This window comes from Pseudomonas sp. NPDC087029, from assembly GCF_044745345.1.
GTDB classification, from domain to species: Bacteria; Pseudomonadota; Gammaproteobacteria; order Pseudomonadales; family Pseudomonadaceae; genus Aquipseudomonas; species Aquipseudomonas faucium.
Window position 1 is genome coordinate 98,798 of the sequence record NZ_JBIVAB010000006.1, and the last position, 15,215, is coordinate 114,012.

Here is a 15,215-nt window from a genome sequence, read left to right on the forward strand (position 1 = left end):
CTTGCCGGCGATGGGCCCACCGCTACAGCGGCGGCAACACCCAGTTGATCGGCGCCAACCCACGCTGCTCGAGAAAACCATTGGTGCGGCTGAAGTGCCCACACCCCAGGAACCCGCGGTAAGCCGACAACGGCGACGGGTGCACCGATTTCAGCACCAGGTGCTTGGTGCCATCGATCAGCTTCTGCTTGCTCTGGGCATGGGCGCCCCACAGCAGGAACACCACGTTCGGGCACTGCTCGCTGACCACCTGGATGACCCGGTCGGTAAAGAACTCCCAGCCTTTCTTGGCATGCGAAGCTGCATTGGCGCGCTCGACGGTCATGGTCGTGTTGAGCAGCAGCACCCCCTGCTCGGCCCAGCTCTGCAGGTAGCCGTGGCTGGCGATGGGGATGTTCAGGTCACGCTGCAGCTCTTTGTAGATGTTCACCAGCGACGGCGGCGTCGGCACGCCCGGCTGCACCGAAAAGCACAGGCCGTGGGCCTGGCCCGGGCCGTGGTACGGGTCCTGGCCGAGGATCACCACCTTCACCTGCTCCAGCGGCGTGGAGTTGAGCGCATTGAAGATCATCGGCCCCGGCGGGTAGATCTCCTTGCCGGCCGCATATTCCTGGCGCAGGAATTCGCGCAGCTGGTGCATGTAGGGCTGGTCGAACTCGGCGCGCAGTGCAGCCTTCCAACCGGGTTCGAGTTTGATGCGATCGTCGTCAGTCATGGGGCCATCCGTAAACAATGGGCGCGACACTAGGTAAGCCACCCGCCCTTGTCAATCGATCCGACCGCCGACCGGCATGATCGGCCACGCAGGCCATACTAGGGTGATGACCTGTGCGAGGTAGTCCATGTCCATTCATTGCGAGGTACTCACCGGCGTCGATGGCGCCCGCATCGGCGTTGCCACCCTGGATGCGCCCAAGGCGCTCAACGCCCTCAACCTGCCGATGATCGAAGTGCTCGGCGAGCAGCTGCACGAATGGGCCCGCGACCCGGGCGTGGTCTGCGTGCTGCTGCGCGGCAACGGCGCCAAGGCGTTCTGCGCCGGGGGCGATGTGCGGGCGCTGGCCCAGGCTTGCCGCGACCACCCAGGCAGCGTGCCACCGCTGGCCGCCACCTTCTTTGCGGCCGAATATCGCCTCGACTACCTGCTGCACACCTACCCAAAGCCGCTGCTGTGCTGGGGCCACGGGCATGTGCTGGGTGGCGGCATGGGGCTGCTGCAGGGCGCCAACGTGCGGATCGTCACGCCCAGCAGCCGCCTGGCGATGCCGGAGATCAGCATTGGCCTGTACCCCGACGTCGGTGCGAGCTGGTTCCTCGCCCGGCTGCCGGGCAAGCTGGGGCTGTTCCTGGGCCTGACCGGCGCTCCGATCAATGCGCGCGATGCCCTCGACCTGGGCCTTGCCGACCGCTTCTTCGGCGAGCACCAGCAGGAGGAATTGATCGATGAGCTGCTGCAACTGAACTGGCAGGAACAGACCGAGCTGCAGCTCAACAGCCTGCTCAAGGCCGAGCAGCACCGCGCCTGCGAGCAACTGCCCCAGGCGCAATGGCTGCCCCGGCGCCAGGTGATCGACCAATTGCTCGATGTCGCCGACCCCGCCGCTGCATGGCATGCCCTGCAAGGCCTGAAGCACCACAGCGACCCGCTGCTGGCCGAAGCGGGTAACCGCCTGCACGAGGGTTGCCCGCTGACTGCGCACCTGGTGTGGGAGCAGATCCACCGGGCCCGGCACCTGTCGCTGGCGCAGGTGTTCCAGATGGAGTACGGCATGAGCCTCAATTGCTGCCGTCATCCGGAATTCAGCGAGGGCGTGCGTGCGCGCCTGCTGGACAAGGACAACCAGCCTCGCTGGCACTGGCCGGATGTGGCGCAGGTGCCGGCGGCGGTGGTCGAGGCGCACTTCGTGAAGGTATGGGAGGGGCGCCATCCGTTGGCTGACCTGGCCTGATGGGGCTGCCCCGCGAATGGGCCGCAGCGCGGCCCTGTGTGCATTATCTCTGCCAGTTGCGCCCACCATCGGGCTGATGATCACGATTGCCCCAGCCGTTGGAGTGCGAGTGGTCATTCTGATAACGCTGGCTACCATTTCGATAGTCGTTGCGGTCACGGTCCCGGCCATAGTCATCCCGCTGGCGATTGCCATAGTCATAGCGCGGGTTGCCATGCCACTGGTTCATGCCCGGCTGCGGATAGGGCCGGTATTGCGGCACCGGCGCCGGGTGGTAGTAACGCGGCGCGGGCTGGTAGTAGTAGCGCGGCTGCGGCGCTACATAGTAGCGGTCATACCGGTAGTAGCCCGGCACCACATAGCGATCGGTGGTGTAGTAATCCGAACGGTAATAGCTGCCGCTCCCGTAATAGGGCGCACAGGCGCTGGTCATCAAGGCCAACACGGCAATCAGCAATATTCGATAGGACATGGCGGCCTCCTGGACCGCAGGGGTGCCCGAACAGCGGCGCTGGCGAGCGTCGATCGAAAAGCGTTCATCGACATTGAATAAGACCGTTGCGCCAAGGTGCAGTGCCATTTCTGCAACAATTGGAAACAGCTCCGATAACCCCAAAAAAGCTGCAGTCTTTTTCCGGTCATATCACTAGAATGAGCGCCTCGGCACACATCACGGGACGATCATGCCTTCACGCACTGCCCTGTTCTCACAGCGCTCGCTGATTTTCGCCCTGCTGATGCTGCTGGCCTGCGGCTTTCTCGCCACTTCGCTGCTCAGCTACTTCGCTTCGCGCAGTGCGATCCGCGATGGCATCGTCAATACCGAGCTGCCGCTGACCTCCGACACGGTCTATTCGGAAATCCAGAAGGACCTGATCCGCCCGGTGCTGATCGCCTCGATGATGGCCCAGGACACCTTCCTGCGCGACTGGCTGCTGGCCGGCGAGCAAGACCCGCTGCGCATCACCCGCTACCTGGGTGAAGTCATGGCCAAGCAGGCCACGGTCACCTCGTTCGTCGTCTCCGACCGCAGCCTCACCTACTACCAGGCCAAGGGCGTGCTCAAGCGGGTCGAGCCCGGCACCTGGCGTGATGCCTGGTACTTTCGTTTGCGCGAACTCAACGCGCCCTATGAAATCAACGTCGACCTGGACATGGCCAACCAGGACAGCCTGACGGTGTTCATCAACTACCGGATACTGGACTACCAGCACCGCTTCATCGGCGCGGCCGGGGTCGGCCTGAGCGTGGATGCGGTGGTCAAGCTGATCGACAACTACCAGCGGCGCTACCAGCGCTCGGTGTTCTTCACCGACGCCCAGGGCAAGGTCCTGCTCACCGGCTCCGATGGCGGGCCGCATGGCCTGCGGGTGGGCCAGGTGTTGCAGGGCAACGCCGACCTGGCCGAGCTGCTGGCAGAGCAAGCGGTGCCCGGCGAGGGCAGCCACGAATACCGCGACAGCACCGGCCACAGCCATTTCCTCAATGTGCGCCAGCTGCCGGAACTTGGCTGGTACCTGCTGGTGGACAAGCGCGAAACCGGCACCCTCGACCGCATCCGCCATTCGCTTTACCTGAACCTGGCCATCTGCGCCATGATCACCCTGGTGGTGCTGTCGTTGCTGCATGCCATGCTCAGGCGCCACCAGGCCAGCACTGAGGCGCTGGCCACCCTCGACAGCCTCACCGGCCTGCCCAACCGGCGCAGTTTCGACCTGCTGGCGGCGCAGGCGCTGCAACAGGCCCAGCGCGATTGCGCGCCACTGGTGGCATTGCTGATCGACCTGGACCACTTCAAGGTCCTCAACGACACCCACGGCCACCTGGCCGGCGACGAAGTGCTGCGCCAGTTCGCCAATGTGCTGCAGGGCAGCCTGCGCCAGTCGGATATACTGTGCCGCTGGGGCGGCGAGGAATTCATCGTGCTGCTGCGCGAAACCCAGGGCCGGCAAGCCATCGACGTTGCGCAGAAGATCCGCCGGCGCACCGAGCAGTTGACCTTCAGCTACGATGACCAACCCCTGCGCCTGACCACCAGCATCGGCCTGAGCAGCCTGCAGCCAGGCGACACCCTGCATGCCCTGCTCAGCCGCGCCGACCGTGCGCTTTATCGTGCCAAGCAGGCCGGCCGCAACCGCGTCTGCAGTGAAACTCCCGGAACCGAGCATGAATGACCCCCAGCATTGCCCCGCCTGCGGCGCCCTCAACCAGTGCGCCCTGGCCGACCCGCGCAGCGCCACGCAAGCCTGCTGGTGCTATGCCGTGACCATCGACCCTGCGGTGCTCCAGGCGCTGCCCGCCGAGCTGCGGAACAAGGCCTGCCTGTGCCCGCGCTGCGCCCAGGTGCTGGAGCAACTGGCGGAACAAGGCAAGCAGGCGACCAAGCCCGCCCCGATCAACCCGGAAAACCGCTAGACTGCGCGCCCACCCACACCCCTGCCTTGCCGCCATGCGCCTCGACCGCTTCCTCGCCAACCTGCCCTGCTACAACCGCCAGCAAGTGCGCCTGCTGCTGGTGCAGCGCCGTGTGCGCGTGGATGCCGAGGTGGTCACCGACCCGCAGGCCGAAGTGCGCGAGTTCAGCCGCGTCGAAGTGGACGACCAGCTGCTGCAGGCTGGCCGGCCGGCGCGCTACCTGATGCTGCACAAGCCAGCGGGGTGCGTGAGCGCCACCCAGGACCCGCAACACCGCACCGTGCTGGACTTGCTGCCCGCCGAGCTGCGCGGCGACCTGCACATTGCCGGGCGCCTGGACTTCAATACCACCGGCCTGCTGATCCTGACCAACGATGGCCAATGGTCACGGCGCCTGACCCAGCCCGCCACCAAGCTGCCCAAGCATTACCTGGTCGAGACCGAGGATGAAATCGGCGCGCATTACGTCGACAAATTCCGCCAGGGCTTCTACTTCGCCTTCGAAGACCTCACCACCCAACCCGCCCAGCTCGACATCCTCGGCCCGCGCCAGGCGCGGCTGGCGATCGTCGAGGGGCGATATCACCAGGTCAAGCGCATGTTCGGGCACTTCGACAACAAGGTGGTGGGGCTGCATCGGGAAAGCATGGGGGCGATCCGGCTGGATCCGCAGTTGGCGCCGGGGGCGTTCAGGGCGCTGACGACTGAGGAAATCGCCGCGGTCTAGGTTGCCTGCTGCGGCCCCATCGCCGGCAAGCCGGCTCCCACAGGTATGCCACCAGCCCGAGGCATCGTGGGCTTTTGTGGGAGCCGGCTTGCCGGCGATAGGGCCGCAACAGACGGCCCGCGCTCGCCATACGACCGCCCAGCGGCAAAAGTCACATATTTGCGCAAACGGCACTTGCGAGAACCGCAACCCACTGCTTGAATCCTAACTCGTCAGTCTGCCCGTGACCAACCAGTCACAACCGCAGTCGAAGACACCTTTTCGCCGGCTACCCAAGGCCTAGATGCCTTGGGGCACGGTGAATTGCCCGCCTAAAACAATACCGTCGACACGTGTACGAAGGATCGACACAGGGCCCCGGTTTTATCTTCAGGCAAATGCCTACCTGTCATAAAGAACGTGCACCCTAGGTGACGCGAATACCCTTTTTGCGCCAGGAGTCGATGACATGAGGCCAGAAATCGCTGTACTTGATATCCAAGGTCAGTATCGGGTTTACACGGAGTTCCATCGCGCGGATGCGGCTGAAAAAACGATCATCCTGATCAACGGCTCGCTGGCCACCACGGCCTCGTTCGCCCAGACGGTGCGCAACCTGCACCCGCAATTCAACGTCGTGCTCTACGACCAGCCCTACGCCGGCAAGTCCAAGCCGCACAACCGCCAGGAACGCCTGATCAGCAAGGAGACCGAGGCGCACATCCTGCTGGAGCTGATCGAGCACTTCCAGGCCGACCACGTGATGTCGTTCTCCTGGGGCGGGGCCTGCACCCTGCTGGCGCTGGCGCACCAGCCGCGGCAGGTGAAGAAGGCCGTGGTCAGTTCGTTCTCGCCGGTCATCAACGCGCCGATGCGCGACTACCTCGACCGGGGCTGCCAATACCTGGCCGCCTGCGATCGCTACCAGGTCGGCAACCTGGTCAACGACACCATCGGCAAGCACCTGCCCTCGCTGTTCAAACGCTTCAACTACCGCCACGTCAGCGGGCTGGACAGCCACGAATACGCGCAGATGCACTTCCACATCAACCAGGTGCTCGAGCATGACCTGGAGCGTGCATTGAACGGCGCGCGCAACATCGACATCCCGGTGCTTTTCATCAATGGCGACCGTGACGAGTACACCACCGCCGAAGACGCCCGCCAGTTCGGCCGGCATGTGGACCAGAGCCACTTCACGGTGATCCGCGATGCCGGGCACTTCCTCGACATGGAGAACAAGGCCGCCTGCGAAGACACCCGCAGCGCCCTGCTCGGTTTCCTCAAGCCGACCATGCGCGAAACCCGCGCGCGCAACCCATACGCCTCACAAGGGCAGCATGCATGGGCCATCTGAGTGAATCGGCGCCCCGTGGCCACCACCCGCAGGCTGTGGGCGCCGTCAATTTTTATAACTTGGGCTTCTAATTCGCTGAGGGTTCTGGTAAAAAGTCGAGCGCAGATGCGGGTATAGTTTAATGGTAGAACAGTAGCTTCCCAAGCTTCCGACGAGGGTTCGATTCCCTCTACCCGCTCCACACCGCATTCCCGCATGGCGTTCCAGCAACGTCATCGCTGTCAAAAGGAGCCTTGGCTCCTTTTTTCGTTTCTGCCCGCCTGCCACTTGCCAGCAGCCCGTCTTGTAGCGCATATGCTCTGTGCATTAGCGAAACATTTCGAAAGGACTGCGCATGTTTCTGTCACGCTGGCTTCCCGGCCTTGCCAACCTCCTGCACTACCGCCGCGAGTGGTTCCATGCCGACCTGCAGGCCGGCTTGTCGGTGGCCGCCATCCAGATCCCGATTGCCATCGCCTACGCACAGATCGTCGGCCTGCCGCCGCAGTACGGCCTGTATGCCTGCGTGCTGCCGATGATGATCTACGCCCTGGTGGGCAGTTCACGGCAGCTGATGGTCGGCCCGGACGCCGCCACCTGCGCGATGATCGCCGGGGCCGTGGCGCCGCTGGCCATGGGCGACCCGCAGCGCACCGCGGAGCTTGCGGTGATCGTCACCGTGCTGGTGGGGGTGATGCTGATTGGAGCCGGGCTGGCCCGGGCCGGGTTCATCGCCAGCTTCTTCTCGCGGCCGATCCTGATCGGCTACCTCAACGGCATCGGCCTGAGCCTGATCGCCGGGCAGCTGTCCAAGGTGGTGGGGTTCAAGATCGAGGGTGACGGCTTCGTCCTCAGCCTGATCAACTTCATGCAGCGGCTGGGGGAAATCCACTGGCTGACCCTGGCCATCGGCGTGGCCGGGCTGGCCCTGTTGATCTGGCTGCCGCGGCGCTACCCGCGCCTGCCCGCCGCGCTGGTCACCGTGGCGGTGTTCACCGCGCTGGCAGGCCTGCTCGGGCTGGACCGCCTCGGCGTTGCCATCCTCGGCCCGGTGCCGGCCGGCATCCCGCAACTGGCCTGGCCGCAGAGCAACCTGGCAGAAACCAAGAGCCTGCTGCGCGATGCCCTGGGTATCGCCACTGTCAGCTTCTGCAGCGCCATGCTCACGGCGCGCAGCTTCGCCGCCCGGCACGGCTACGCGATCAATGCCAACCACGAATTCGTCGCCCTTGGCGTGAGCAACCTGGCGGCGGGTATTTCCCAGGGGTTTGCCATCAGCGGCGCCGACTCGCGCACGGCGGTCAACGACATGGTCGGCGGCAAGAGCCAGCTGGTGGGCATCATCGCCGCGCTGGTGATCGCGCTGATCCTGCTGTTCTTCACCGCGCCCATGGCGTGGATCCCCCAGGCCGCACTGGGCGCGGTACTGCTGATGGCTGGCTGGGGGCTGATCGACATCAAGTCACTGGGGCGCATCCGACGCCTGAGCCGTTTCGAGTTCTGGCTGTGCCTGCTGACCACGGCCGGCGTGCTCGGCCTGGGCGTGTTGCCGGGGATCGTGTTTGCCGTGACCCTGGCCATCCTGCGCTTGCTCTACAGCATCTACCAACCCACCGACGCGGTACTCGGCTGGCTGCCTGGCACCGAGGGCCAGGTGGACATCCGCAAGCACAAGGAGGCGCGCACGGTACCGGGCCTGGTGGTGTATCGCTTCGATGACGCGATCCTGTTCTTCAATGCCGACTACTTCAAGATGCGCCTGCTCGAAGCCGTGCAGAGCCAGGCCGAGCCCAAGGCGGTGCTGTTCGACGCCGAGGCCGTGAGCAGCATCGACGTCAGCGGCATTGCCGCCTTGCGCGAGGTGCGCGACACCCTGGCGGCGCAAGGGATCTTCTTCGCCATCGCCCGCGCCCGCGGCACCTTCCTGCGCATGCTGGTGCGCTCGGGGATGGCCCGGGAGATGGAGGAAAAACTGCTGTTCGGCTCGGTACGGGCGGGGATTCGGGCGTATCGGGTATGGCGCAACAGGAGCCGCCAGGCGCCAGTGGCCAATCAAAAGCCACTGGCAAGCCCCGAGGGTCAATAACCCAAGGTTTTCAGCAATTCGGATTCGGATCGCTTGACTGTTCGCTGCTGGAAGCGCAGTAGCTCTCCAGGCCGATTGGTGAAGATCCCGTCGACACCGGCCTTCATGGCTTTCTGGAAATCGACCCGGTCATCGAGGGTGTAGACGTGAACCAACAGGCCGCGCTCGTGGGTGGCCTGGTTCATCCAAGGCTGGATCAGGTCACTGTAACTCTGCTCGCCCAGATGCGTACGGGTGGCCGAGGGGCCGGTGCCAATGGCGCCGCCCTGCTTTGCATGGTCGAGCCAGCGCAGGAACGCCGCCTTGTCCTTGGGCTGCTGACGTGCATAGAAGGTGGCTTTGTCTTGCTTGCCCGACGGGTCGTAAGTTTGCCCGGATGCCGATGGGATGCCTCGGTTGCCCAGCCACAGGAGGAGGATCTTCGGCACCTGGGGCATCGCTTCATTCAGCAGTTTCAGCCTGTTGCGGTCGAAGGTCTGCAGTACCACTCGCCCTGGCCGATCGAGCCAGCCACGGACTTGGAGACGTGCCTTCAGGTCCTTCTCGATGCCGGGGTACTGGCCAGGCACCTTGGTCTCGATATACAGCCCTGGGTGGCGGTCATGGCTGCCTTCGGCGATATCGATGACTTCATCCAGCGTCAATACCGACAAATGCTTGAACGATGGCCGGGCACGTTCGGGATAAGCCCGGTTGAACCAGCTGCCGACATCCAGCGACTTCAGCTCCGCGAGGGTGAAAGCACTCACTGGGCTCTTGCTGCGCTCGGGGAATCGTTCGGCGACATTGCTGGTGCGCGACAGCTCATCATCATGGACTACCACCAACACACCATCGCGGGTGCGCTGCAGATCCACTTCCAGATAATCGGCGCCCAGTTGGCGGGCCAGCAGATAGGCGGGTTTGGTGGATTCGGGGGCATCGTAGGAAGCGCCGCGGTGGGCGATCACGGCCGGGTAAGGAATACCTTGGGCGGCAGCCAAGGCCTGGCCGTCGCTGGCCGAAGCCAGTGAAGCAGAAAACAGCGTACCCATGGCCAAGGTACGCAGCAGCGGGTTGTGCATGAAGACATCCTCTTTCATCCTGCAGTAAATGCAGCGCAAGGCGGCAATGTAAGCAGCAACCCTCGCACCCCTTGCATGACATGCTACAGTCCCCGCCGTTTCCCGCACCACCGAACGGACCGCACATGCCAGCTCTCGACGCCCGCCTCGCCTCTTGGCCAGACCTCAACCAACGCCACCCCTGCAGTGCACTGCTGCTGGGCAACGGCGCCAGCCGGGCGCTGTGGAAGCCCTTCGGCTACTTCTCGCTGTTCGAAGAAGCCCAGCGCGCCGGGCGCAAGAAAGGCCTGGCGATCAGCGACCAGGCCTTGTTCAAGTCGCTGGGCACCGAGTTGTTCGAGCCGGTACTGAGCACGCTCAACCACACCGTGCGCGCCAACGCCGCCCTGGCCATCAACTCGACCGCGCCGCTGAACCGCTACTACTCGATCAAGGAAGGCCTGATCCACGCCGTGCGCACCGTGCACCTGCCCTGGCCACTGATGCCGGCGGCCACCCTGGCCTCGATCAACCAGGCCCTGCGCAGCTACCGCAGTGTCTACACCAGCAACTACGACCTGCTGCTGCCCTGGGCCATGCAACATGCCCCGCAAGGCTTCGCCAAACTGTTCGACGAGCAGGGCTTCTTCGACGTGCGCCGCACCCGCAGCCAAGGCACCCGGGTCATGCACCTGCATGGCGGCCTGCACCTGCTCAAGCTGCCCGATGGCACTACCCGCCAACGCAGCGCCGAAAGCGCCGAGCTGCTCGATGGTTTTGCCGTGAACATTCCCGGTGAAGTGCCTTTGTTCATCAACGAAGACCGCAGCGAAGAGAAGCTGCGGGCGATTCGCAGCTCGGATTACCTGGCTTGGTGCCTGGGTCAGCTGGCGCAGGAGAACAACGGGCTTTGCCTGTTCGGCCAGCATCTGGATGCCAGTGACCAGCACCTGCTCGAGGCCATCCGCCAGGCGCGGCCGGCGCATCTGTCGATTGCCATACGGCCGTTGGGCGAGGCTTCGGTGGTCAATCAGAAGCGGCATTTCGTCGAGCGGTTCGCTGATCTGACGGCAACCGAGCTGCATTTCTTCGACTCGAGTAGTCATCCGCTAGGCTTGGTGGCGGTTACCATCGACACGGCAAAGGGCAGGCCTTGAGTCATGCAGCGTTGTTGAAATCGAGCGCCATCCACCCTGGGCTCGATTTCAACAGCCCGGCCACACTCAAGCAGGAATCAACCCATCCCCCCGCAACAACGTCTCCAGGCAATGTTCCTGCACCCCGTAGAACGCCTTGAGCTGCGCGATCTTCTCCAGCAGCGCCCCCGGCGCCACCGGCTGCTTGCGCTTCACCGCAAGAATCATCTTGTTCTTGTTGGTGTGCTCCAGCGAGATGAACTCGAACACCTTGGTCTCGTAGCCACAGGCTTCCAGGTACAGGGCACGCAAGCTGTCGGTCAGCATCTCGGCCTGCTGCCCCAGGTGCAGGCCGTATTGCAGCATCGGCTGCAGCAGCCCCGGGCTGTGCAGTTGCGGGCGGATCTGCTTGTGGCAGCACGGCGAGCACATGATGATCGCCGCGTTGCAGCGGATACCGGTGTGGATGGCGTAGTCGGTGGCGATGTCGCAGGCATGCAGGGCGATCATCACCTCGATGGCCTCGGGGACCACGCTGCGCACGTCGCCGCACTGGAATTCCAGGCCCGGGTGCTGCAGGCGCGCGGCGGCGGCGTTGCACAGGTCGACCATGTCCTGGCGCAGTTCCACACCGGTCACCTGTGCATCGCGGCCCAGGGTGTTGCGCAGGTAGTCGTGCATGGCGAAGGTCAGGTAGCCCTTGCCCGAGCCGAAGTCGGCCACCCGCAGCGCCTGCTGCGCCGGGGCATTGGCCAGGGCGTGGTCGAAGACTTCGATGAACTTGTTGATCTGCTTCCACTTGCGCGACATCGACGGGATCAGCGCGCCCTGTGCATCGGTCACGCCCAAGTCGCGCAGAAACGGCCGCGACAGCTCCAGGTAGCGTTTCTTCTCCCGATCATGGCCGGCATTGGCGCCAACCTCGCGGGGTGCCTGCGCGCCATGGCGCTGAAGCATCGGCTTGCCCTTCTTGCTGAAGGTCAGCTGCACTTCGCCATCGGCGTCGAACAGGTGGGCATTGCGAAAGCTCTCCGGCAGCAGCTCGGCGACCAGCGCCAAGGCCTGGTCCACCGGCAGGTTGCGGGTGATGTCGCGGGTCTGGTGGCGGTAGACCAGCGAAAGGTTGGCCTGCCCTTTCACCTGCAAGGGTTTGCCGATGATGCGCTGCAAGCTCTGGTCGGCGCCGACATGGCGCGCCAGCACCAGCTTGACCAGCGTATTGCCGTGCACAGCGGCACTGAGCAGGTCGAGGAACTGGGCGCGCGCATCCGGCGCGGGGGAAGCGGAAGGACTGGCGGACATGGAAAACGGGTGCCTCGGATAACAGGGGCGCGTTGCGCGATGCCGCGCATTCTACACCCTGCAACCCCTCGCTTCAGTCGAGAATCACCAGGCGGTTGGGCAGTTCATTGCGCGCATGGGTGCGCGGCACGTGCTCGCACAATAGCTCGCCGCACGCCTCGATGCACTCGACAAAGCCCTGCAAGGTCCGCCCTTGACGCACCTGTTCGGCGAAACGCGCAACCATCAAGGCCCGGGCCTGGGCATCGAGGTGGCGGTCGATGCCCCGGTCGACCAGGATCTCCACATGCCGCTCTGCCTCGGCGACGAAAATCAGCACCCCCGTGGCAGCCGCGGTGCCCTGCAGGTTCTGTTCGCGAAACTGCTGGCGCGCCAGGCTCGACGCACGCCACCTGCGCAACGCGCCAGGGATCAGCCAGGCGGCCAGGCGCGGGCTGCGCAGCAGCAGGCACAGGCCGATGAACAACAGCACGTTGGCCACCAGCAGCCCGCGCACACCTGGCCAACCGAGCAGCCACTGCAGCAGCCCAGGCACGGCCAGCGCCAGCACGGCGGCCCAGAACAAGGGCAGGTAGGCATAGTCATCGGCGCGCCGCGCCAGCACGGTCACCAGTTGCGCGTCGGTGCGCCGCTCGACGCGGGCGATGGCCTCGGCGACCTGGCGCTGCTCGTATTCATTCAGAGGGGTCATGCCTTCGGTCTCATCTGCATTCTTATTGTTGTTTTCCCGGCATTCGGGTGTTCCTCCGCGGGCGAGATATTCAGGCATAATCCGCCGCTGGAACTAATACCCGCGAATCGTACAACAATAGCCGCCTGAAAACTTCGGCCGCGCGCGTATCACCGTGGATACGGCACAGGCCTCGACAACGGAATTCATGATGAAACTGTCTTTGCTGGGCCTGGCCATGGGCCTTGCCAGTCAGGCGGCCCTCGCCGCCCCTACCGCCCCGCCCCTGCAGGACAAGCAGGCATTCATCGAACACCTGATCAGCCAGATGACCGAAGCCGAGAAGATCGGCCAGTTGCGCCTGATCAGCATCGGCCCGGAAATGCCACGCGACAAGATCCGCGAAGAAATCGCCGCCGGGCGCATCGGCGGCACCTTCAACTCGCGCACCGCCCCGGAAAACCGGCCGATGCAGGACGCTGCCATGCGCAGCCGCCTGAAAATTCCGATGTTCTTCGCCTACGACACCATCCACGGCGAACGCACCATCTTCCCGATCGGCCTGGGCCTGGCCGCCAGCTGGGACATGGACGCCATCGCCAAGGTCGGCCGCACCTCGGCCATCGAGGCGTCCGCCGACGCCCTGGACATGACCTTCGCGCCCATGGTCGACATCGCCCGCGACCCGCGCTGGGGCCGCACCAGCGAAGGCTTCGGTGAAGACACCTACCTGACCTCGAAGATCGGCCAGGTGATGGTCCGCTCGTTCCAGGGCAGCAGCCCGGCCAATGCCGACAGCATCATGGCCATCGTCAAGCACTTCGCCCTGTATGGCGCGGTCGAGGGCGGGCGCGACTACAACACCGTCGATATGAGCCTGCCGAAGATGTACAACGACTACCTGCCGCCCTACCGCGCCGCGCTCGACGCCGGTGCCGGCGGCGTGATGGTGGCGCTGAACTCGATCAACGGCGTGCCGGCCACCTCCAACACCTGGCTGATGAACGACCTGCTGCGCAAGGAATGGGGCTTCAAGGGCGTGACCATCAGCGACCACGGCGCCATCCAGGAGCTGATCCGCCACGGCGTCGCCCGCGATGGCCGTGAAGCGGCCAAGCTGGCGATCAAGGCCGGCATCGACATGAGCATGAACGACACCCTGTACGGCGAAGAGCTGCCAGGGCTGCTGAAGTCCGGCGAAGTGACCCAGCGCGAGCTGGACCAGGCCGTGCGCGAAGTGCTGGGGGCCAAGTACGACATGGGCCTGTTCAAGGACCCTTACGTGCGCATCGGCAAGGCCGAAACCGACCTCAAGGATTACTACGGCGACGACCGCCTGCACCGCGACGCCGCGCGCGACGTGGCGCGCCGCAGCCTGGTGCTGCTGGAAAACAAGCAGCAGACCCTGCCGCTGAAGAAGGCTGGCACCATCGCCCTGGTCGGCCCGCTGGCCGATGCACCGATCGACATGATGGGCAGCTGGGCCGCCGACGGCAAACCGATGCACTCGGTGACCGTGCGCGAAGGCCTGCGCCGCGCCGTCGAGGGCAAGGCGAAGCTGGTGTACGCCAAAGGCTCCAACGTCACCGGCGACAAGGCGATCCTCGACTACCTGAACTTCCTCAACTTCGACGCCCCGGAAATCGTCGACGACCCTCGCCCGGCCGCCGTGCTGATCGACGAAGCGGTCAAGGCTGCCCAGCAGTCTGACGTCGTGGTGGCCGTGGTCGGTGAGTCGCGCGGCATGTCCCACGAATCGTCCAGCCGCACCACCCTGGAAATTCCAGCCAGCCAACGCGAACTGATCAAGGCCTTGAAAGCCACTGGCAAGCCGCTGGTGCTGGTGCTGATGAACGGCCGCCCGCTGTCGATCGCCTGGGAGCGCGAGCAGGCCGACGCCATCCTCGAAACCTGGTTCTCCGGCACCGAAGGCGGCAACGCCATCGCCGACGTGCTGTTCGGCGACTACAACCCGTCGGGCAAGCTGGCCATCACCTTCCCGCGCTCGGTCGGGCAGATCCCGATGTACTACAACCACACCCGCATCGGCCGCCCGTTCACCCCAGGCAAGCCGGGCAACTACACCTCGCAGTACTTCGAAGAGCCCAACGGCCCGCTGTACCCGTTCGGTTACGGCCTGAGCTACAGCAGCTTCGAGCTGTCCGGGCTGAGCCTGTCGAGCAGCACCCTCAAGCAGGGCGGCAAGCTGGAGGCCAAGGTGACGGTGAAGAACACCGGCAAGGTGGATGGCGAAACCGTGGTGCAGCTGTACCTGCAGGATGTTTCGGCGTCCATGAGCCGCCCGGTCAAGGAGCTGAAGAACTTCCAGAAACTGATGCTCAAGGCCGGTGAATCGCGGACCTTGACCTTCGGCATCAGCGAAGACGACCTGAAGTTCTACAATGGCCGCCTGCAGCATGTGGCCGAGCCTGGCGAGTTCAACGTCCAGGTCGGGTTGGATTCCGAGGCCGTGCAGCAACAGAGTTTCGAACTGCTGTAAGCGATTTGCAGGCAGTGCCGGCCCCCATCGCCGGCAAGCCGGCTCCCACAGGTGATGTGCAGTCAGATGGCG

13 protein-coding genes and 1 tRNA gene are annotated in these 15,215 nt (G+C 64.6%); 9 read left to right on the forward strand and 5 right to left on the reverse strand.

Annotated elements, in window-relative coordinates; genetic code table 11:
- Positions 1-22: 22 nt before the first annotated feature.
- Positions 23-715, reverse strand: a complete 693-nt coding sequence (ung, locus tag ACIPG5_RS12585) for a uracil-DNA glycosylase (protein WP_176511002.1) — start codon at positions 713-715, stop codon at positions 23-25.
- A gap of 127 nt (positions 716-842) precedes the next feature.
- Here ung and ACIPG5_RS12590 point away from each other — a divergent pair, with 127 nt between their 5' ends.
- Entirely contained in the window at positions 843-1,949 is a 1,107-nt protein-coding gene (locus ACIPG5_RS12590; RefSeq protein ID WP_401375339.1) for an enoyl-CoA hydratase/isomerase family protein, read from the forward strand.
- Positions 1,950-1,992: 43 nt separating this feature from the next.
- Here ACIPG5_RS12590 and ACIPG5_RS12595 read toward each other — a convergent pair whose 3' ends face one another.
- Positions 1,993-2,421, reverse strand: coding sequence for a hypothetical protein (locus tag ACIPG5_RS12595; RefSeq protein WP_401375342.1), 429 nt, complete (start codon positions 2,419-2,421; stop codon positions 1,993-1,995).
- A gap of 211 nt (positions 2,422-2,632) precedes the next feature.
- Between ACIPG5_RS12595 and ACIPG5_RS12600 the strand changes: the two genes are divergently transcribed.
- From ACIPG5_RS12600 to ACIPG5_RS12625, 6 genes are all read left to right on the forward strand, one after another.
- Positions 2,633-4,123: a diguanylate cyclase gene (locus tag ACIPG5_RS12600; protein WP_401375345.1), complete on the forward strand. Its 1,491-nt coding sequence runs from the start codon at positions 2,633-2,635 to the stop codon at positions 4,121-4,123.
- A complete protein-coding gene (locus ACIPG5_RS12605) occupies positions 4,116-4,364 on the forward strand; it encodes a cysteine-rich CWC family protein (RefSeq protein ID WP_401375348.1) in 249 nt (82 codons plus the stop codon). Before ACIPG5_RS12600 ends, ACIPG5_RS12605 begins: the two co-directional genes overlap by 8 nt.
- 34 nt (positions 4,365-4,398) lie before the next feature.
- A complete protein-coding gene (locus ACIPG5_RS12610; protein WP_401375351.1) occupies positions 4,399-5,091 on the forward strand; it encodes a pseudouridine synthase in 693 nt (230 codons plus the stop codon).
- A gap of 448 nt (positions 5,092-5,539) precedes the next feature.
- A complete protein-coding gene (locus ACIPG5_RS12615; RefSeq protein WP_176510996.1) occupies positions 5,540-6,427 on the forward strand; it encodes an alpha/beta fold hydrolase in 888 nt (295 codons plus the stop codon).
- 107 nt (positions 6,428-6,534) lie between these two features.
- Positions 6,535-6,608, forward strand: a tRNA-Gly gene (locus ACIPG5_RS12620).
- A 153-nt stretch (positions 6,609-6,761) separates the two neighbouring features.
- Positions 6,762-8,492 (forward strand): SulP family inorganic anion transporter, encoded by a 1,731-nt coding sequence (locus ACIPG5_RS12625; RefSeq protein ID WP_176510995.1) that lies wholly within the window; start codon positions 6,762-6,764, stop codon positions 8,490-8,492.
- Here ACIPG5_RS12625 and ACIPG5_RS12630 read toward each other — a convergent pair.
- Complete coding sequence (locus ACIPG5_RS12630; protein ID WP_401375355.1) at positions 8,486-9,556, reverse strand: glycerophosphodiester phosphodiesterase; 1,071 nt, start codon at positions 9,554-9,556, stop codon at positions 8,486-8,488. The genes ACIPG5_RS12625 and ACIPG5_RS12630 overlap by 7 nt on opposite strands.
- Positions 9,557-9,681: 125 nt before the next feature.
- Here ACIPG5_RS12630 and ACIPG5_RS12635 point away from each other — a divergent pair, with 125 nt between their 5' ends.
- Positions 9,682-10,692 carry a DUF4917 family protein gene (locus ACIPG5_RS12635; protein ID WP_401375358.1) on the forward strand — a complete coding sequence of 337 codons (1,011 nt, stop codon included), beginning with the start codon at positions 9,682-9,684 and terminating at the stop codon, positions 10,690-10,692.
- Positions 10,693-10,758: 66 nt separating this feature from the next.
- Here the strand turns inward: ACIPG5_RS12635 and ACIPG5_RS12640 are convergent, their stop codons facing one another.
- Complete coding sequence (locus ACIPG5_RS12640; protein WP_401375361.1) at positions 10,759-11,973, reverse strand: class I SAM-dependent methyltransferase; 1,215 nt, start codon at positions 11,971-11,973, stop codon at positions 10,759-10,761.
- 73 nt (positions 11,974-12,046) lie between these two features.
- Positions 12,047-12,664: a TPM domain-containing protein gene (locus ACIPG5_RS12645; protein ID WP_314616246.1), complete on the reverse strand. Its 618-nt coding sequence runs from the start codon at positions 12,662-12,664 to the stop codon at positions 12,047-12,049.
- Positions 12,665-12,851: 187 nt separating this feature from the next.
- Here ACIPG5_RS12645 and bglX point away from each other — a divergent pair, with 187 nt between their 5' ends.
- On the forward strand, positions 12,852-15,143 hold the full coding sequence (gene bglX / locus ACIPG5_RS12650) for a beta-glucosidase BglX (RefSeq protein WP_176510990.1): 2,292 nt from the start codon (positions 12,852-12,854) through the stop codon (positions 15,141-15,143).
- Positions 15,144-15,215: the final 72 nt, after the last annotated feature.

Coding starts and splice junctions, on each gene's coding strand:
- ung (WP_176511002.1), bottom strand. CDS start 715: ATGACTGACGACGATCGCATCAAACTCGAACCCGGTTGGAAGGCTGCA.
- ACIPG5_RS12590 (WP_401375339.1), top strand. CDS start 843: ATGTCCATTCATTGCGAGGTACTCACCGGCGTCGATGGCGCCCGCATC.
- ACIPG5_RS12595 (WP_401375342.1), bottom strand. CDS start 2,421: ATGTCCTATCGAATATTGCTGATTGCCGTGTTGGCCTTGATGACCAGC.
- ACIPG5_RS12600 (WP_401375345.1), top strand. CDS start 2,633: ATGCCTTCACGCACTGCCCTGTTCTCACAGCGCTCGCTGATTTTCGCC.
- ACIPG5_RS12605 (WP_401375348.1), top strand. CDS start 4,116: ATGAATGACCCCCAGCATTGCCCCGCCTGCGGCGCCCTCAACCAGTGC.
- ACIPG5_RS12610 (WP_401375351.1), top strand. CDS start 4,399: ATGCGCCTCGACCGCTTCCTCGCCAACCTGCCCTGCTACAACCGCCAG.
- ACIPG5_RS12615 (WP_176510996.1), top strand. CDS start 5,540: ATGAGGCCAGAAATCGCTGTACTTGATATCCAAGGTCAGTATCGGGTT.
- ACIPG5_RS12625 (WP_176510995.1), top strand. CDS start 6,762: ATGTTTCTGTCACGCTGGCTTCCCGGCCTTGCCAACCTCCTGCACTAC.
- ACIPG5_RS12630 (WP_401375355.1), bottom strand. CDS start 9,556: ATGCACAACCCGCTGCTGCGTACCTTGGCCATGGGTACGCTGTTTTCT.
- ACIPG5_RS12635 (WP_401375358.1), top strand. CDS start 9,682: ATGCCAGCTCTCGACGCCCGCCTCGCCTCTTGGCCAGACCTCAACCAA.
- ACIPG5_RS12640 (WP_401375361.1), bottom strand. CDS start 11,973: ATGTCCGCCAGTCCTTCCGCTTCCCCCGCGCCGGATGCGCGCGCCCAG.
- ACIPG5_RS12645 (WP_314616246.1), bottom strand. CDS start 12,664: ATGACCCCTCTGAATGAATACGAGCAGCGCCAGGTCGCCGAGGCCATC.
- bglX (WP_176510990.1), top strand. CDS start 12,852: ATGATGAAACTGTCTTTGCTGGGCCTGGCCATGGGCCTTGCCAGTCAG.